Source organism: Roseobacter sp. N2S, assembly GCF_031454055.1.
Taxonomy (GTDB): domain Bacteria; phylum Pseudomonadota; class Alphaproteobacteria; order Rhodobacterales; family Rhodobacteraceae; genus Amylibacter.
Window position 1 is genome coordinate 52,732 of sequence record NZ_JAVDQB010000014.1, and the last position, 17,361, is coordinate 70,092.

Sequence of the window (17,361 nt, forward strand, 5' to 3'; positions counted from 1 at the left end):
GAAGGTCAACAGATGATTTTAAGAACCGTAAGGGTGCAAATAGGCACATCGTTTGCAGGGAACTATATCAAATGCAACGATTCCAACACGTCAATGAGGTATGCAAATGCAGTTTAGAGCGATGTTCAAAAATGGCCCAATTGTCAGCCTACTGATAGGTGTAGCGGTTTTGGCCTTCCCCGCACAAGGCGCTTTTGCCGCAGAAGGGCTCTTAACGTCTGTCAAGGAACTGCGCGCGCCGGTCGCTCAAGGGGGGCGCGAGCCGTCTCTCTCTACAATGTATGACGGTCGTGTGTTAATGAGTTGGACCGAACCCAAAGGAAGCGGCTTTGCTGTGAAGGTTGCTATTTCAGATGGCTCTGGGTGGTCGGCAGCGCAGACAATTGTTGAGGCAGACGATCTGTTCGTGAATTGGGCGGATTTTCCATCTGCCATTGCTTTGGAAGATGGCTCGCTTGTTGTGCATTGGCTACGCGCCAATGGTGATGATGACTATTTCTACGATATCAATATCGCCTTCTCACAGGACGAAGGTGTGACTTGGTCAACACCAATCATTCCTCACGACGACCGTTCACAACGCCAGCACGGTTTCGCGACACTGCTGCCAAACGAAGGCGGTGGTTTTTCGGTGATCTGGTTGGATGGGCAGAGCTATGACACCTACGCGTCACAAGATGTTGCAGATAACGCCATGCAATTGCGCATGCGCAAATTTTCGGCCGATAGCTCCATGGGAGAGGATCTATTGCTCGACGCGCGTACCTGTACATGTTGTCAGACTTCCGCTGCGGTAACCGGCGATAACGAACTTCTTGTCGTCTACAGGGACCGGTCGCTCGAAGAGATACGGGACATATCAATCGTGCGCGAAACATCGCAGGGATGGTCCACCCCGCAGCCAGTCAGCGTAGACGGGTGGAACATCGAAGGCTGCCCCGTGAACGGCCCCGCGATTGATACGGTTGATGGCAACGCTGCTGTGGCGTGGTTCACCGCGGCAAATGATTTTCCCAAGGTCAAAGTCGCGTTTTCAAGCGATGATGGCATAACCTTTGCGAAAGCGCTGGAAATCGACACCAGTGCACCGTCCGGTAGGGTCGACGTCATACAATTGAAAGATGGCTCTGCGCTGGTGACTTGGGTCAAACAAACAGCGCAGGGTGAAGCAATTCTGATCTGTGCCGTCAAACCGCAAGAAGGTTGCGTACGCCCCGAAGTCGTGGCGATCAGCCCAAGCGGGAGAACAGTCGGTTTCCCCAGAATGACACTTGGCAATGGGGGCGTGTTCATCGCCTGGACAGAACCCACAAACCCATCCGTGACCCAACCCAGAGGCGGGACGACAATACGCACGGTGTTGGCACGAACGGAGGAGTTGAAATGAAACAATTCATAAAGCGGTTTCTTCCCTTCGTGATGTTGCTTGCAATCTTGCCGGGTACGACATTCGCAGAGGGAAAAAGGTTCGTTTTCGGCATTCATCCGACACCTAAAGAAATCCCAGAAATCGCGTTTGAAGATTTGGAAGGGCAGCAGTTTACGCTTGAGGATTTCGAAGGAAAATACCTTCTCCTGAACGTCTGGGCAACGTGGTGTCCGCCATGTCGCAAGGAACTCCCCGACTTGCAGGGTTTGCAGCAAAAACTCGGGGGACAGCAATTCCAGGTCGTTGCCCTTTCGACCGATGCCGGAAAACGCGCCAGCGTGCTCCGCCTTTATCAAGAACTTGGCCTCAATGTGGACAGCATATTCATAGACGAAACCGGATCAGCCATGCGCAAGCTTGGGATTTTTGCAATGCCGACAACTCTACTGATAGATACTCAGGGACGCGAAATAGGGCGAAAACCTGGGCCGGCTGACTGGGACAGCTCTTCTGCGCTTACATTCTTTTCTCAGCAGATTTCTAGCGACGATTGATTGTATAATGGCCTAACGAAACTCCTAGTTTTAGAATGCATACAACTGCTTCTAGCCTGTGTCTCATCCCGCTGATCAATGTGGATGTGACGGCCATATGTTTTAGAGGCCCATCACCCAATACGCACACCCGTAACTGTCACGAAAATATAGGGCGGCAGATCGAGGTTGCGCGGGGCAGGGCCTTTGCGAATCCGTCCAGCAGTATCGTATTGAGAGCCATGACACCCAAACCTGCGGGTTGGAACACGCCGGAAACTCATAACTCTCGTTCATTCAAGAATGTCGATGATTTTGGTGTATCCACGTGACATTGCATGTTGTAGTGGGGTTACTCCGTCGCGATCTGCGATGGATTTATCTGCGCCTGCCTCTACGAGTATCTGAACTGTCTTGACGTGATCCGATCCACCGTCTCCCAAGACCACGGCCTCCATCAAGGCCGTCCATCCAAGATTATTGACATGATCGAGCGGCGCACCGCCCGCGACAAGCCGGGCCACCACATCATGATGCCCAAGGTGGGCCGCGGCGATAAGGGCCGTGCCGTCATAGATGCTGGTGATCAGGTCCGCCTTGTTGCCAAGCGCCAATGCGAGTGACACCAGTTCAGGATCATCAGCGACGGCTGCGATTGTAAGCACATCATAGACTCGGTTTTCGAGTGCGTTCATATCGGCACCGCCCTCTGCCAATGCCACCAACGCGTCGTCATTTGAGGCGAATGCGGCAACATGGGCTGGGGTCCGGTCCTTTTGGTCACGGGCGTTTATGTCGGCCCCTTGCGTGATCAGACGTTTGATCTCAGCAACCCGGCCTTCATGTGTCGCTAGATGCAAGCCTGTATATGACGCAATGTCAGAGGCAGACGGCGGAGTTTGCGCAAAGGCCGCGCTGGACAAAGCCAATGAGACAACAAGAAAGCGGAGCATGGTAATCACCTTTCAAAAGCAGCGGCCCGCCCATCCAAGGAGCGGGCCGGTTGGGATTTATTCTGCGCCGATGGCATCAAGGCCAGCGCGTGCGCAGTTGGCGTCGATGTCTCCTGATGGCGCGCCACCAACACCGATACCACCCACCAATGCACCGCCGATCTTGATCGGCAGACCACCTGCCTGGATGACCAGGCGGCTGTCCATGTCTCGCAGGCCGTCATTTTGCGGATTGCCTCCGATGAACCCGGCCAAACCAGCGGTATCGCGACCAAGGCTTGCAGAGGTGAACGCCTTGCCGGTGCTGGAGCCGACCGTATGTGGACCGGCATTATCTGCGCGCAACAAAACCTTGGTGTTGCCGCTGCGTGCCACGATGGCAACGCTGACATTGTAACCTTCGGCTGAGCAGGCTTCGACTGCGGTTTGTGCAGCTTGTGTTGCCAAATCAAGCGGCAAGTAAGGTGCAGTTGGCAATTCCTGAGCAAAAGCGGCGACGGGTGCCAGTAGGGCGGTTGCAAAAGCGATTGAGCGGATCATTGGGATGTTTCCTTATGTTTGCGTTATGCATCCTGTCTAAACCAACCACCAGTTTCTCGATATTCGTAGCCCCCGCAATGTTTTCCGTAGTTCTACTGATCGCCGCATGCTTCTAGCCAATACCGCGTCAGCTCTGCCGTGGAAGAAGTGCCTGCCTTTCCCGCAATCGCAGCCCTGTGGCTCTCAACCGTGCGCGGCGACAGGTCAAGTGCATCGGCGATGTGCTTGGTGGTCAGCCCCTTGGAGATCATCGCAAGAACCTCCTGTTCGCGCCCTGTCAAATGGCCGATCAGCGCCACAGCTTCGGCCCGTTCTGCTGATGCCTGTTCGCGCGCTTCAAGCTCCGCATGACCTTTTTGGATGGCGTCAATCAGGTCTTGCTCATCCACAGGTTTGCTTAGGAAGTCTATTGCACCGTTGCGAAAGGCACGCCTGCATGCTTCGATGTCGCCATGCCCGCTGATTATGACAGTTGGCCAGTTGATCCCTTGTTCGGTCAGTTTTTCCTGCAATTTCAACCCCGAGATTGCAGGCATTCTAATATCAAGAATAAGACAGCCCGGCATAAGATCTGTAGCTTGTTTCAGAAAAGTCTCCGGAGAGGCAAAGCTGCGCACATCTAGACCGACCGTTTCCAACAAAAGCGACAGCGCTTTTCGAACAGCCTCGTCGTCATCAACCACATAAACAAAGTTGCTCATGACTCCACCTGCTTCTTTGAGAGCGGCAGGGATATTCGAAACGTGGTCTCAGTGGCCTCCGACACCAAAGAAATATCGCCGCCCATCTCTTCGACGAGCCGTTGACATAGAGCCAATCCCAGCCCGGTTCCGTTGAGCTTTCCGGTTACAAACGGCTCAAAAATCCGAGGCTGCAAATCCGCAGGCACGCCCGGTCCATCATCGACAACTTCCAATACTGCGGTTCCATGTAGGACGTAGGTTCTAACGGTCACTTGCGCCGCGTCCGAGGCGTCAAGCGCGTTGCGCACCAGATTGAAGATGACCTGTTCCAGTTCAACCGGATCTGCATCAATAAAGGCGGGCGCATCAGACAGCGCCAAAGTCACCTTAGCCCCCGCTGCCTTCGCCTCTGAAGCCAAAAGCCGCTCCACACTGCGCACGGCACCATTCAGCGAGCATGCCGTGGAGGGCGTGCGGTTCGGTTTGCTCCAACTCCTCAAACGGTTCAGTATGTCGGATGCGCGCTGTGCTTGCGAGACGGTATCGTCCAAAACACCCCTCAATCGGTCTACATCACCCCGTCGCGCCAAATGACGCCCCGCTTGGGCTTGGCTGAGGATGGCGGTCAGAGGTTGTGCTAGTTCGTGCGCCATCCCGCTGGCCATCTCGCCCAATGCATTGACCCGCGACGCATGGGCCAGACGGGTTTCCTGTGCGCTGAGCCTTGCGCGGTTTTCAGCATCATTGGTTCGAGCGCGTTGAGCAAGACCCAGCACTGCAATCACGAATAACCCCGAGGCAACAGCGAGGACGGACAGAGCTTTCCCAAGCGTCAAGAGATCTGCCAAATGGATCTCCAATGATGTCTTTAGGATCAAAGGCTGCGACGCACTGCCAAGCGGTTTTGAAAACAGGGCTCCACCCGCAGTAGCCCCACCCGTCAGTACAGCACCATCTGGCGTCATAAGGCTGTATGCCACGGAAGGCATTTGCCAAAACGGATCATCAGTCGCAATCAGCGCCTGCGCGTCGATAGCCAACGCCAGTGCATGTTGTGCTGCATCCGTATTGGGGCTGCGCTTGACCAATAGATAGTGACTTGGTGCCGAAGGCATTTGCGCAATCTGCAAAGCCCCAGTTGAATTTTGGGCCATCTGGCGCACAAGGACCGCATCCTCTTCCGAGAGGCCGGGCAGCGTTTCAATAGCAGCCTCTGACGGGTCAAACGGGATTACATTGACCGACGTTATACGCGGATAGAACTGCATGATTGTGTCCGCAACATCCAAAAGCAAATCTTGTCGCGTAGTTCCACCCGCAACAAAAATTGCCGAAAGTGACGTCAAATGTGCATCGTGTTGATCCGCGCGCTGAGAGGCCAGGCGGTGCAAGATTGCGCTTTTGGTGTTGAATTCGCCAACGAGTCTGTGCCGCTCGAATCCTGCCAATACCGCAAGTGCCAGAGCAACCAGAACAGCCCATACGGTCACCAGCCGCCCAAACGACAGCCGTATTTGGTTAGAAAGCAAGCTGGTCCCAGTCATCCTGCTTCATCGCAGCTACGGCCTAAAACGCCAATCCGTATTTCTACGGTCAGGAGTGACCAACTCTCATTGGGAGCTGCAAGGAATGTGAACTCATAGTAATCCATGGATAGCAAACCTTCTCCTATACGACGGATTATCTTATGGATTATCAGGGGATTTACTTTTGCCTTATTTTTCACACCCCGTTTTCAGGAACTTTCCCATTGCATAAGACCTTAAAATTGGCATTTGGCAGCATTTTAGTCGCGTGTGTGGTCTTGGGGTTAAAGACCCTTGCCTATCTTGCAACAGGAAGCGTAGCGCTGTTTTCCGACGCCATTGAAAGCATTGTTAACATTGTCACTGGCTGTGTGGCGGTTGTCGTCTTAAAGATCAGCGCCGTTCCTGCAGACAATAACCACCCATTTGGGCATACCAAAGCAGAATACTTTGCGGCTGTGGGAGAGGGGGTCCTGATTGTCGTGGCCGCGCTTCTAATTCTGCGCCAGGCCTATGCAGGAGCCATCGATCCAACCCCGTTGAACCTGTCAGTAACGGGTCTCGCCCTGAATGCGGTCGCATCCGTTTTGAACGGATTGTGGTCCTGGGTACTGATCCACAAGGGGCGGGAATGGCGCTCGCCTGCTCTGGTTGCTGACGGTCGCCACTTGTTTGGCGATGTAATCACATCTGTGGGGGTACTGGCCGGTGTCGGACTGGTCTTGGTGACCGGATGGCAGACACTTGATGCGCTTCTAGCAGCCAGTGTTGCCATTTTTATACTTTGGTCAGGTTGGAAACTCATTCGAGACTCGGTTGGTGGCCTCATGGACGAAGCAGTGTCACCGGCAACGTTAGAGCTTATTCAGAATATAATTGCTGCACAGGCGGAAGGTGCCATTGAAGCGCACGATGTGCGGACGCGCTATGCCGGTCGGCGCACATTTATTGAATTTCACTTGATTGTACCCGGCGATATGAAAGTGTCACATGCCCATGAAATCTGTGATCGGATTGAATTTGCGTTGGAACGCGAGATTGCAGGCAGCACTGTTCACATCCATGTCGAACCCGAGCACAAAGCCAAACCCGATGATGCTATCGTGTTTTGAACGTTTCAGCTCAGATTTTCACAAACGCTGCCGTGATGTACATGAATGCCACGCCAGCCGTCAGCCCACTTAGCACAGACGGCCGCAGGAATGTCTCCAGACCCAGATTATTGCTGCGCATCACGTATGCGCCAACTTGAACCACAACCTGGAGGATCGCACCCGCGCCGACGGCCAGAGCAAACGCGCCCCACTGCGGCGAGAATGCAAGGCTGCCCAGCCACATACCAATAACCGCTGGACCGCCTGCGAGCAGGGCGAGGCCCGCAAAGGTCCATAATGGCGGGCGTTTTTTGAGGATCGGTGCTGCGATGCCGATGCCTTCGGTGATATTGTGCAGCGTGAAGCCCAGCACCAAAAAGGTGCCAAGACCCGCTGATCCCGCTGCAAATGCCGCACCGATCGCCAACCCTTCGCCGAGATTGTGCAAACCGATGCCCAAGGCGATGAACGTTGACAATGTCAGCCCCGTGGGCGGTCCGCCACGTTGCCCCACGGCCATGAGCAGCAAAAACGTGGCCGCTGCAACCAGGACCACCATGATCGGGCCCTGAAATAGGGCTGCTGAATTTCCTGCGAGTTCCAGTGCCTCCTCAGCCGAGTCGACCAGCAGGAAGGCCAGCAAGCCTATGGTCAGCGCCATCAGGAAATTCATGCCGTTTTGACCGACACCGCGCAGCACCGGATAGAACATCAGACCAAAGACGATCGGAACGACACCTACGAAAATCCCGATCAATGCCTGAAATCTCAGCTGGCCTGCCGTGACTTTCGGCGTTGGGAAAGCAACCTCGATTTCATGGGTGAACGTCGCACCGGTTGTTGTGACGAGGGTCACGGCATGGGCTTCGCCCAGCACCCACGGATAGGGGACATCCAGCCATACCGTGGCACCGCGCGATATGGCTCCTGGCGGTGTTTGCTTAAACGACCAATACGCGGCATCAACCTGCACTTGGGCGATGGTCATCGGGTCCGAGCCGCCCGCCCGCACCAGCATCTTCAGGCCCTGATCGTTCAGGATGGTCCGCTCGAATGTCACGCCTTCAACGGGCGGGGCACCGTTTCTGAAACTCTGGAATGGGTCGGCAAGAACAATCCATCCGATGGCAGCAATCAAGAGCGCCAGCGGCATCAGCAGCCAGATGAGGTTTTGCGGGCGCCGCGGGTCCGGGCGCGCTGGCTGGTCCTCCATGTTCACGCCTGCACGACATCGAAATTCGCCATCCAGCCCAGTTCGGTAAACTCGGCCTGATGTGCGTGAAACATATAAAGCCCCGGATCATGTTCGGCGAAGCTGAACTCTAATATCCCTCGTTCTCCTTGGCATTGAGTGATGAGGTCAACTGTGCGCAGAGTCGGCGTCAACGTCGTACCTTGATTGTAGTAGTCGAAAAAATTGCCATGAAGGTGGAACGAGTTGATCGGATCAAATTCGACGGCATTGATCAAGTAGACACGCACCGGCCGGTTCTTTTCGATCCTGATCGGGGTATTCATATAGGCGAAGGCGACTGTGTTGGCAGCGTAGAACTCATTCTCATCGTCGAAGTTCGTATCGAAGGCGTTCATCACCATCACCAGTTCCTGCCACTCCGCATTTTCGGCGGTTCCCATCAGGCGCGAACGGGCCACGTTCGTCTGGTTAGGGTGCTTTTCCGGGTCAGGATCTACGACGAATGCGCCATACATGCCCTTGGCCATGTGACGTTTCAGTGGCAGCGCGTGACAGTGATATAGGTGGCAGCCAAACGGTTTGGCATCGAACTCGTAGGTAAATTCCTCGCCCGGGCCAATCATGCCCGGCGTTCCGTTCACACCATCCATCCGCGCTGAATGAATGCCGTGAAAGTGCATTGAATGCATGTGCGATCCGAAATTCCGGAACACAATGCGGATCCGGTCACCTTCCTTTGCACGCAGGGCAGGGCCGGGGACACGGCCGTTGAACGTCCAGGCAGGAAAAAAGACGCCTGGCGCAATCTCAATTTCCTTGTCTTCCGCATCTACATGGAACGTTCTTAGGGTACGCCCGTCTGACAAGGTTTCGGTCGTGCCGACATCCCAATCCGTCAGCATTGCTACCGGGTCAAAGCCATTGGCCAAGTTGTCCACCTCGCCAACGGTCATCATATTTCCATGTGTAGCCATGGTTGAAGCGGAATCAGATGGTCCCATAGCCTCCTGTGCCACCGCTCTGTTTCCAACAGCGACGGAGCCCCCTGCGGCCGCAAGACCCGCCAAGAGAACGCCGCGCCGACTTACGGTCTCGTCCCGAGGATTTGCGGGGTCCATATGTGTCTCCAAGGATTGCGGTCAAACGCATTGTTTTTGACGGATTGCGGTTTTTGGCGGGCACGCATCGTTCTTGCGAATCATTCGCATTATGTTCTACTCTAAACGCAACTGCGAATTAGTTGCAACTGGAATCCTTCCCTGCGGAGAGAGATTATGGCATCGGAAGGGAAACAGGATCAGAACACAGCCGCAACACGTGCAAGCGAAATTATTGCCAGCAACGGGTTGCGCATCACCAATCAGAGGGTGGCTTTAGTTAAGTTATTGCTTGAGTCAGATGATCACCCAGATGCCGTTGAACTACACCGCCGCTTAAGGGCATCAGATGCGTCAATATCCCTAGCCACAGTTTATCGAAACCTTGCATCTTTGGAGAGTGTCGGCGTCGCTGAGCGGCATTACTTTGAAGGGCATGGTGCCAGATATGAAAGCACAATTTCAGAGCACCATGACCACATTGTTGATTTGGACTCTGACGAAGTTATTGAATTTCAATCGGAAGAAATTGAACAATTACAACAAGAAATCGCGAAAAAACTTGGCTACGAGGTCGTTCACCATCGACTTGAACTCTATTGTCGGAAGCTGTGATCGCGAACGGTCATTGTATATTTGCTTTTGCTTGCGCTCTTGGTGACGCGTCTGCTTGGCTGCAGTAGATCCTTCAGCGGCCAAAGCCCACGTTTTTGTCACGGCCAGACTGCACTCTTTCGAGTTTTGACATAGTGTAAGTGAAGCGGACATAACGGTTCCTTGGGCAAGTGTCACTAACGTATGGTTTTGGCTAGAACTCTAACATGTTGGATGGACGGCGGCGCTCTATCGACAGGACACGCCCGAAACAGAATCCTATACTAGCTTGCCGCGAATATCCTTGAATGCCAGTAGCCGCAGAGCGTTGAAGACCACGATCAGGGTTGACCCTTCATGGATTAGCACTGCCGGACCGATGCCAAGCCCGAACAAGGTTGCTGGGATAAGCAGCGCAACGATGCCAAGACTTGCCCACAAGTTTTGGCGGATGATGCGGCTGGTTTGACGGCTTAATCCCACGGCAAACGGCAGGGTCTGCAGATCATCGGCCATCAACGCAATATCCGCTGTTTCCAGTGCGACATCAGATCCCGCTGCACCCATCGCAATACCAACTGTAGCGTTGGCCATCGCCGGTGCGTCGTTGACGCCGTCGCCAACCATCGCCACGCCTCCGTCAGCCTTGAGTTCGGCAATTTTCGCAACTTTGTCTTCGGGCATTAAATCGCCAAATGCCTTGTCCAAACCAACCTCTTTCGCGACCGCGTCCGCAACGTTCTGGTTATCACCGGAGATCATCATCATCCGTTTCAAGCCCACATCACGCAGTGCGGCAATTACAGCTTTGGCGTCTGCCCGGGGGGTGTCCATCAAGCCGATTGCGCCAAGATACCTTGACCCACTTCTCACGACCATTGTGGTGCGGCCATTCTTGGCCATTGCTTCGACCGACGTGAGCAAATCTTCGGGCAATGGCTGGCCAGCGACATCGTCAAACAGCGCGGTCTTACCGATATGAACGATGTTTCCACCAACCTTTGCCGACACGCCTCGACCAATAATATTGGCAAAATCTGTTGCCTCTACCGGCAGATCACCCAAGCGCTCTTTGACGTCTCTGACAACTGCTTGCGCAAGGGGGTGATCGCTCAGCATCTCTACGGCGGCGCTGACTTCCAACAACTCGGTTTCTGAGGCGTCACCGTAAGGCATAATATCCACTAACCGTGGCTCGCCAATTGTTAGAGTGCCGGTTTTGTCAAAGGCGATGGCATCCAACTGACCCAGAGCTTCCAGCGGTGCGCCACCCTTGATCAACACACCACCCCGCGCCGCTCGGGCAATCCCTGACAGAATGGCGCTTGGTGTCGCAATAGCCAGAGCGCACGGGCTTGCCGCCACCAGAACGGCCATCGCACGATAGAAGCTTTCAGAGGCTGTCTCGTTCAGGATCAAGAATGAAAAGCTGGTGATGACAGCCAGAAGAACGACGCATGGCACAAATATCTTCTCGAACTTTTTGGTAAAGTTCTGCGTCGGCGATTGGCGGGTCTGCGCCTCGGCAACCAGTGTCATCACACGCGCCAATGTCGTTTCGCCCGCGAGTCTTGTGACCTGGATATCAATGCTGCCGCTGCCATTTATTGATCCGGCAAAGACGCGATTTGCCGCCGAGAGGGTGCCCAAATTTTTTGACGCAAGTTCACTATCTTTGACGGGCATCTTGTCGACAGGCACACTCTCGCCCGTAATTGGCGCTTGATTCACGGCGCTTGAGCCTCTGACGACAAATCCGTCCGCCGCGAGACGCTCATTGGACCGCACGACAACGATGTCACCGACCACAAGGTTTTCGATCAAAACAGTCTCGGTTTCATCGCCCCTTCGGACCAACGCCTCTTCTGGTGTCAGGTCTGCCAATGCCGCCACGGCATTTCTGGCCCTCCCCATGGCATAATTTTCGAGCGCGTGACCAATGCTAAACAAGAACAGCAAGAAAGCGCCTTCGGCCCACTCCCCAAGAAATGCAGCCCCTGTTGCGGCAACCAACATGAGAAAATCAATCTGGAACTGACCTTTGACAATTTTCTCAATGGCTTCCCGCAAGGCGAAGTAGCCCCCAAAGAAATATGCTGCCAGCAGCAATCCAAACCCGAACTGTTCGGAAATGATGCTAAACTTCGGTCCCAACCACCCTGACAGCAGACAAACGCCAGCCAACACAGCGAAAATGATCTCGGCTCGCCCACCTAAGACTCCGTTCAGAAAACCGCCGTGCGCGTGATCGTGCCCATCGTCTGCATTGTGATCATTTGATGCGTGAACGTTGCCTCGAGATTCTTGTTCGTGCGGGTGGTTTTCGGACATATTTTTTCCTTCGTGAGGCTCGGTTAGACGAAGACTGCCCGCATTTCGAGAAGCGACGTAATTGAGATTTGGAGTGATCTGGGAAAAACTTAGATAGAAGTTATAGTATAAATTTGCTCATTTGGTAGACCAAAGGTAAATTCCAATTAATTGACTATGGCGCAGCCAGCCGGACCACATCCAGCCGTTTGCGTCTTCTAGTTAATTTAACATAAGAAACATTATGCGAAAAGAACAAATAAGGAACATATATCGCGAACATTGTATATAATGGCCCTGAAAATCCAGTGGTATTAGCACATAGTTATTAAGGTTCTTCAACCAAAGGGTAACCTGCTTCAGTGAAGCTCGATGAATACCTAGGCAGCCTCTTCCAAATCACGGAGCGGACAGTGCTGCATCGTACCACAACACCGATGTCCCTTCTGAAAAAAGTGCTTTATCGCGTCTTGCTCGATCTTTCGGCGTTTATGCTCATGAAGAACGATGTCTTCGACGCTACGTCGATTAGGGCAATCCGCACGGAGAATTGGTTTGTGCTGCCTTCCGCATCCGACAAAACACGCTTCTATCTGGCATGATCGCTTCCGCAGCAACTTATGCTTCCAGCGACAACCGCGAGGACACGGCGTGCGCGAATTAAGAACCATTTTCTTGTCTTTGGACGCAGGAGGCAGCCTATCGGCTAGCCACCCACGACGACGAAATATCCCTTCAAGAATTTCATCCCCCCAGCCATGATTATCGGCAATGTTTTCCATGGCGATTTGGTGATCTGCAGCATCTCCATGACTTAATCCCGAGCGCAGCGGCCACACGCCTCTTTTTTCCGCAAATACTTGGCATTCAAGAAACTGGGCGAGGTGCGACCACCAAGTCTCAGCACGTCCGGTATCCGATATTCGCTCTTCCGAACCATAGAAGACGCAGAAGCTACTGTCTGGGTTGATGTGTCTCTCAGGGCAAAAGCCGGGACATTGCCTTGAAGACGCTTGCTCATACACGGCCACCCCTCCCCTAGAAGAGGGACGCAGTCTCAGAAAGAAAGTCTTAGGCTGCTTGCCCCCCTGCAAAGGTGGTGTCGCCACTATGCCAGCAGCATCGAAGCTCTGTTCCTGAACTTCGACCCAATTTGGGCTCGATCGGATGAGGAGGGCTAGTGAGTTCATTCAGTCTTCAAATGTGCGCGTGGTTCCGGTGTTGGCGACGGGACGTGCGCGCGGGCGTAAGTAGGGCTTGCCAATGAAGGAGCGGGCGCAGCCAAACACACAGCTACATCTCCATAATCAAGTTCTGCCGCAAAGCCTTCAGTCAGGATATCGGCAAGAGCGACCGGTGCCGCAGCAAGTGCATTTTCACCAAGCTTCACACCGTTGTGTTCGCAGTCCTTCTGCATTTTCTCAGAGCGCGCTGTGGCGATGCTGGAGGCCACGCGAACCGAGCGGTCCCCGCGAATGCCAATCCGTGAAATCGGAGTTGGGCCAAGTTCAAGGCCGACCGCTAAGCCAAGACTGTCCAAACCTCCGAGGATCGATTGGCAAAGAGCGAACGAAGAGTGAAGCCCACCTGCACAATGAGTAGCTGAGGCGACGGTATCGCGTGAGCTCGTCTCATTCTCGGATCCTTCAGCTATCAGCGCATGAATACAATCACCGATGAAGCGAACCTTCCGGCCACCAAAATCTTCCTCAACTACGTTCTGAAACTCTTGCCGCATGACGTAGAGTGCGCGAACCGCTTCACCAATCCCTCCGGTTGCAACAGCTCTATCAATATAGTCCGTGTAACCAGACAGGTCAGCATACATCGAAACTAAGGGCATTCTGATCGACTTACTGGGCATTAGTTCAGCATAGTCGATCTCGCTCAGCGGAGGTTCTTGATAGGAGAAAACGAACCGTGGATCGGTAAAGTCTGGAAAATCACCACTCGCGATTTCCTTGCGCCAGTTCCCGACGACTTCGTCCGTGAACTGCTGACGGTTCTGCACCCCGAACTCTAGGCTTTCACCATCTGACAGTCTCGCAGAATTAGTAGCGATCTCGACATCGGTAAGGCCTCTGAATTGCTCAAGAACTCCGAGTTCAGGCTGCCCCAAGATTTTGCGCACTGCATCGCTTACATAAACGCCAGGTTCGTCCCCGTGAGCAAGCTTGGCCGCGTGGTTGGCTGGTCGCCCCAAGAACATGGGTTCTTGTTCAGAGCCAGTTCCATTGTTGATTGCAACACAGGTGCCAACATCAACTCCGATCCGGAAAACCGCATTGAACTCTCCGTTTGCTAACTGCTGGTTGGCGGCGTGGGCGACCTGCTTGAAATCTTCAATGAAGGCCATTGCTTGCGCCAGCGTGTCGCGACTTATGCCACCCTCCTCTAGTTCAAGCACAACCGCGTGGACCCGACCATTGTGAAAGTCGACACGCTGCGCAGGCGACTTTTCGATCACCCGATCTGCAGCGCTATAGTAGAGATGAAGCAGACGTAGCGCACGATCATGCGATGCTTCCGTTTCACGGCCTTCTTCCAGCCGGTACTCATCATAGTTACTAATCGCGATGTAGACCTGAACAGTGTCTACGACGACCGCTTTGCCTCGCGGAAGACTAAATAGCGGCGGAGAGATTTGCTGATCTCGCGCCGTCATAAGGGCCTTGTCAGCCTCGTAGAGCGGAAGGTATTTCTCAAAACGCCGGACATCCACATCAGGTACTTCCCTAACAAGCTTCTCAATTCGGGTTCGCGCCTCGGGTTCGCTCCACGACATTTTGCATTCCTTCTGTTGAATGCGATAGACCAGCACGAGCCAGCCTATTTTATAACTACATTCTATATATTGGGACTACCATATTAAATGTCAATATGCTAAAGTATCGTAGGGAGACCAGACATGAAACATGAAGGCATCAAGCCGAGCCTGCGTAGGCGCTACCAGTTCATTGAATTTCAGCTTATGTGGGAGGGAGCAGTTGGACGGAAGCTGCTGACTGAGCAGTTCGAGATATCGCCGCAGCAGGCTACACTTGATTTGACTTCCTACTTGGACTTGGCACCCAAGAACATGGCTTATGACACACGCCGCCGGACATACGTTTCTCGGTCGAACTTCAAACCTGTCTTCAGCGGCGGCGAAGCTGCGGAGTACCTTCATCAACTTGAAATGCATCATCACGGTTACCGCACGGCGAACGAAATTTGGCCAGCGTCAGTTCCTGAATTTGATGCTGTTGCCGTTGCGTCCCGTAAGATGGATTCCAAAGTTCTTCGGGCCGTATTAGAGGCCATCGATGCAAAAACATGTTTGACGGTCAAATACGTGTCTTTGAGTTCAGACACAGAAGGCGCGCGCACGCTTTGTCCACACGCATTGGCAAGCGACGGTCACAGGTGGCACATGCGTGCATTCGATCTTGAGAAAGACAGATACTCAGATTTTGTGCTTTCAAGAATTGAGGTTGCCAACGTGTCGAGTAACCAATGCCCAGATCTTCGACCAGACACGCAATGGCATCAATTAATTAAGATGAAACTTCAAGCGGAACCGGGACTTACGGCAAGACAGAAAGAACAGGTCGAAATCGAATATAGTATGATCGATGGTTGTCTGGAGCTCCCAGTCCGCAAGGCAATGATCTTCTACTATCTTAGGTTCTACGGCTTTGATCCTCTGGAGATCGAGGGCGAAGCGATGCGCAATAAGAGTAGCTACCGACTAAAAATTTCAAACTTGGAAGAGATAGAGACTTGCTTAGAAAGAAGAAAATAGAAGAGCTAGCGCCACCCGAGGAGAATGATCATCTCTTGGAATCCGTGTTGGAAAAACACCACAAAATCATCTGCCGGAGCAAGCTTGTTGCTAACAATGAAGAACTGGCCAAAGATATAGTTAGCCGGTCTAAATTGGTTCGGTTCCCGAAAGGTCACGTCTTGCTGAAACAGGGCGATGACGCTGACGACGTGTATTTCTTATTGTTCGGTTCAGTTGGGGTATACATCAACTCAAATTTTATCGACTCCAAAGAAGCAACCGAAACCGTTGGGGAAATGGCAGCGATGAAGCCAGGATCGGCTCGATCTGCGGATGTTATTGTGAGTACACCGAATGTGGAGGCCCGAGTCATCTCCGCTCATGATTTCAGAGATCTAATGTCGAAGAACGCTGAGTTTCGTGAGCGATTGTCTGACATGGTCGATTCCATGAACCGAAAAAACATTAGGTTACTAGGTGACGGAAAGAGCTCATCCAGAACCACATGGACATGGGCGTCGGTTGTGTTCGGAGCGGTAGTCGGAGTCCTATGCGGAGTTTGGTTCGGACTTGGTGGGTCTCCGGTTTGGGTGGCTATCCTGTTTGCCATTGGGGCTGGCGCGTCCGGCACTCTCGTTGCAATAAGAATGAACCCAGATTTTATTTATCGAAACATGTTTTGGCTTTCGGGAACTGCCATGATTGCTCAGGCAGTCCAGACCCTTTTTAGCCTTTCATTCTCGGTTAACGGGACACGGCAGCCACTTCCGTTTCTTTGGAATTTTAGTTCGAATCCAGAGCAAAAATGGTGGGGAGTCGCCATAATTTATCTTTCTCTCGCAGGGCTGGCTTTGATGTCTTGGTTAGCAGATCGAGATTTGCGAAGGAGCTCAAACAGACGTGAGTGAATTTGAGGACAAGATGCACGAGAACGTCCGAGCAATCTTTACGACGGCTTGGACTGAGACCAAAGGTCAAGTTGTTCCAAAGTCGCAAGACATTGGGCTGTCGAATGTTGGCCGCTCTATCTCTGCGACCGTACTTTACGCAGACATGGACGGCTCAACGGAGATTGTCGATCAGTACGACGTAAAATTTGCCGCTGAACTGTACAAAGCATTCTTGCTGTGTGCGACGAGGACTATCCGCCTAAACGGTGGTGAAGTTCGATCCTTCGATGGTGATCGGGTGATGGGTGTCTTTATCGGTGACAGCAAGAACTCTGATGCCGCTAAAACGGGGATGCAGATCAACTATTTGGTCAAGAAGGTAATTAACCCAGCACTAAAAAATCAATATACTTCAACAAACTTCTCTCTGCGCCATACTGTCGGCATTGATACATCTGATATGCTTGTCGTTAGAAGTGGAATACGTAACAACAACGATCTCGTATGGGTCGGAAGTGCGGCAAACCACGCTGCGCGTATGAACTCTCTTTCTAGCGACGTCGCAACGAGGATTACTCCAGCCGTTTACAAGAAGCTTAACGAGAAGTCGAAGTTTGGTGGTGATCCTAAGCGCAATATGTGGACAAGCGCCGACTGGAACGGACGAAAGCTTTATCGGTCTTCGTGGACTTGGCGGCCTTAAACTGCTGATGCGGCCAGAGCAGCAGAAGTAGGCACTTTTGCAACGAAGGGCGGTGACGGGGCCAAGAGCAGCAATCGACTACCTTGCCTGCGGGATTCTTTCCACGCA

Annotated in this window: 16 protein-coding genes and 1 pseudogene; 7 read left to right on the plus strand and 10 right to left on the minus strand. The window is 53.0% G+C overall.

Annotated features, from left to right (window positions below; translation table 11 throughout):
• Positions 1–106 precede the first annotated feature (106 nt).
• Both GGE09_RS21330 and GGE09_RS21335 read left to right on the plus strand, forming a co-directional pair.
• Complete coding sequence (locus GGE09_RS21330; protein ID WP_309748152.1) at positions 107–1,387, plus strand: sialidase family protein; 1,281 nt, start codon at positions 107–109, stop codon at positions 1,385–1,387.
• Positions 1,384–1,923: a TlpA disulfide reductase family protein gene (locus tag GGE09_RS21335; protein ID WP_309748153.1), complete on the plus strand. Its 540-nt coding sequence runs from the start codon at positions 1,384–1,386 to the stop codon at positions 1,921–1,923. Before GGE09_RS21330 ends, GGE09_RS21335 begins: the two co-directional genes overlap by 4 nt.
• Before the next feature lie 113 nt (positions 1,924–2,036).
• Here the strand turns inward: GGE09_RS21335 and GGE09_RS21340 are convergent.
• From GGE09_RS21340 to GGE09_RS21360, 5 genes and pseudogenes are all read right to left on the minus strand, one after another.
• Positions 2,037–2,150, minus strand: a pseudogene (locus tag GGE09_RS21340) (ubiquinol-cytochrome c reductase iron-sulfur subunit); the annotation flags it as partial.
• A 45-nt stretch (positions 2,151–2,195) separates the two neighbouring features.
• On the minus strand, positions 2,196–2,855 hold the full coding sequence (locus GGE09_RS21345) for an ankyrin repeat domain-containing protein (RefSeq protein WP_309748154.1): 660 nt from the start codon (positions 2,853–2,855) through the stop codon (positions 2,196–2,198).
• A gap of 57 nt (positions 2,856–2,912) precedes the next feature.
• The gene (locus GGE09_RS21350) at positions 2,913–3,395 is read right to left on the minus strand and encodes a heme-binding protein (RefSeq protein WP_309748155.1); all 483 of its coding nucleotides are present in this window, start codon (positions 3,393–3,395) and stop codon (positions 2,913–2,915) included.
• A gap of 92 nt (positions 3,396–3,487) precedes the next feature.
• Positions 3,488–4,096 carry a response regulator gene (locus GGE09_RS21355; RefSeq protein ID WP_309748156.1) on the minus strand — a complete coding sequence of 203 codons (609 nt, stop codon included), beginning with the start codon at positions 4,094–4,096 and terminating at the stop codon, positions 3,488–3,490.
• A complete protein-coding gene (locus GGE09_RS21360; RefSeq protein WP_309748157.1) occupies positions 4,093–5,346 on the minus strand; it encodes a HAMP domain-containing sensor histidine kinase in 1,254 nt (417 codons plus the stop codon). Before GGE09_RS21360 ends, GGE09_RS21355 begins: the two co-directional genes overlap by 4 nt.
• A 482-nt stretch (positions 5,347–5,828) precedes the next feature.
• Here GGE09_RS21360 and GGE09_RS21365 point away from each other — a divergent pair, with 482 nt between their 5' ends.
• On the plus strand, positions 5,829–6,716 hold the full coding sequence (locus tag GGE09_RS21365) for a cation diffusion facilitator family transporter (protein ID WP_309748179.1): 888 nt from the start codon (positions 5,829–5,831) through the stop codon (positions 6,714–6,716).
• 10 nt (positions 6,717–6,726) lie between these two features.
• Here GGE09_RS21365 and GGE09_RS21370 read toward each other — a convergent pair whose 3' ends face one another.
• The gene (locus tag GGE09_RS21370) at positions 6,727–7,911 is read right to left on the minus strand and encodes a metal transporter (protein WP_309748158.1); all 1,185 of its coding nucleotides are present in this window, start codon (positions 7,909–7,911) and stop codon (positions 6,727–6,729) included.
• Between the two features lie 2 nt (positions 7,912–7,913).
• Positions 7,914–8,846, minus strand: coding sequence for a multicopper oxidase domain-containing protein (locus GGE09_RS21375; protein WP_309748159.1), 933 nt, complete (start codon positions 8,844–8,846; stop codon positions 7,914–7,916).
• Between the two features lie 321 nt (positions 8,847–9,167).
• Between GGE09_RS21375 and GGE09_RS21380 the strand changes: the two genes are divergently transcribed.
• Positions 9,168–9,605, plus strand: a complete 438-nt coding sequence (locus GGE09_RS21380; protein WP_309748160.1) for a Fur family transcriptional regulator — start codon at positions 9,168–9,170, stop codon at positions 9,603–9,605.
• A gap of 258 nt (positions 9,606–9,863) precedes the next feature.
• On the opposite strand, the gene GGE09_RS21385 is transcribed toward GGE09_RS21380, so the two are convergent.
• From GGE09_RS21385 to GGE09_RS21395, 3 genes are all read right to left on the minus strand, one after another.
• Positions 9,864–11,915, minus strand: a complete 2,052-nt coding sequence (locus tag GGE09_RS21385; protein ID WP_309748161.1) for a heavy metal translocating P-type ATPase — start codon at positions 11,913–11,915, stop codon at positions 9,864–9,866.
• Between the two features lie 359 nt (positions 11,916–12,274).
• Positions 12,275–13,084: an E2 domain-containing protein gene (locus tag GGE09_RS23470; protein ID WP_373287553.1), complete on the minus strand. Its 810-nt coding sequence runs from the start codon at positions 13,082–13,084 to the stop codon at positions 12,275–12,277.
• The gene (locus tag GGE09_RS21395) at positions 13,081–14,679 is read right to left on the minus strand and encodes a hypothetical protein (protein WP_309748162.1); all 1,599 of its coding nucleotides are present in this window, start codon (positions 14,677–14,679) and stop codon (positions 13,081–13,083) included. The genes GGE09_RS23470 and GGE09_RS21395 overlap by 4 nt, the downstream gene beginning before the upstream one ends.
• A 123-nt stretch (positions 14,680–14,802) precedes the next feature.
• Between GGE09_RS21395 and GGE09_RS21400 the strand changes: the two genes are divergently transcribed.
• The 3 genes from GGE09_RS21400 to GGE09_RS21410 are packed head-to-tail and all read left to right on the plus strand — an operon-like array spanning position 14,803 to position 17,253.
• Positions 14,803–15,678 carry a WYL domain-containing protein gene (locus GGE09_RS21400; RefSeq protein WP_188678658.1) on the plus strand — a complete coding sequence of 292 codons (876 nt, stop codon included), beginning with the start codon at positions 14,803–14,805 and terminating at the stop codon, positions 15,676–15,678.
• Positions 15,657–16,568 carry a cyclic nucleotide-binding domain-containing protein gene (locus GGE09_RS21405; protein WP_188678652.1) on the plus strand — a complete coding sequence of 304 codons (912 nt, stop codon included), beginning with the start codon at positions 15,657–15,659 and terminating at the stop codon, positions 16,566–16,568. The genes GGE09_RS21400 and GGE09_RS21405 overlap by 22 nt, the downstream gene beginning before the upstream one ends.
• Positions 16,561–17,253: an adenylate/guanylate cyclase domain-containing protein gene (locus GGE09_RS21410; protein WP_229678634.1), complete on the plus strand. Its 693-nt coding sequence runs from the start codon at positions 16,561–16,563 to the stop codon at positions 17,251–17,253. Before GGE09_RS21405 ends, GGE09_RS21410 begins: the two co-directional genes overlap by 8 nt.
• The last annotated feature ends 108 nt before the right edge of the window (positions 17,254–17,361 follow it).

Bases quoted from the DNA above. Each gene is read 5' to 3' on its own strand.
- GGE09_RS21330 (WP_309748152.1), top strand. From the start codon at position 107: ATGCAGTTTAGAGCGATGTTCAAAAATGGCCCAATTGTCAGCCTACTG.
- GGE09_RS21335 (WP_309748153.1), top strand. From the start codon at position 1,384: ATGAAACAATTCATAAAGCGGTTTCTTCCCTTCGTGATGTTGCTTGCA.
- GGE09_RS21345 (WP_309748154.1), bottom strand. From the start codon at position 2,855: ATGCTCCGCTTTCTTGTTGTCTCATTGGCTTTGTCCAGCGCGGCCTTT.
- GGE09_RS21350 (WP_309748155.1), bottom strand. From the start codon at position 3,395: ATGATCCGCTCAATCGCTTTTGCAACCGCCCTACTGGCACCCGTCGCC.
- GGE09_RS21355 (WP_309748156.1), bottom strand. From the start codon at position 4,096: ATGAGCAACTTTGTTTATGTGGTTGATGACGACGAGGCTGTTCGAAAA.
- GGE09_RS21360 (WP_309748157.1), bottom strand. From the start codon at position 5,346: ATGCAGTTCTATCCGCGTATAACGTCGGTCAATGTAATCCCGTTTGAC.
- GGE09_RS21370 (WP_309748158.1), bottom strand. From the start codon at position 7,911: ATGGAGGACCAGCCAGCGCGCCCGGACCCGCGGCGCCCGCAAAACCTC.
- GGE09_RS21375 (WP_309748159.1), bottom strand. From the start codon at position 8,846: ATGACCGTTGGCGAGGTGGACAACTTGGCCAATGGCTTTGACCCGGTA.
- GGE09_RS21380 (WP_309748160.1), top strand. From the start codon at position 9,168: ATGGCATCGGAAGGGAAACAGGATCAGAACACAGCCGCAACACGTGCA.
- GGE09_RS21385 (WP_309748161.1), bottom strand. From the start codon at position 11,915: ATGTCCGAAAACCACCCGCACGAACAAGAATCTCGAGGCAACGTTCAC.
- GGE09_RS23470 (WP_373287553.1), bottom strand. From the start codon at position 13,084: ATGAACTCACTAGCCCTCCTCATCCGATCGAGCCCAAATTGGGTCGAA.
- GGE09_RS21395 (WP_309748162.1), bottom strand. From the start codon at position 14,679: ATGTCGTGGAGCGAACCCGAGGCGCGAACCCGAATTGAGAAGCTTGTT.
- GGE09_RS21400 (WP_188678658.1), top strand. From the start codon at position 14,803: ATGAAACATGAAGGCATCAAGCCGAGCCTGCGTAGGCGCTACCAGTTC.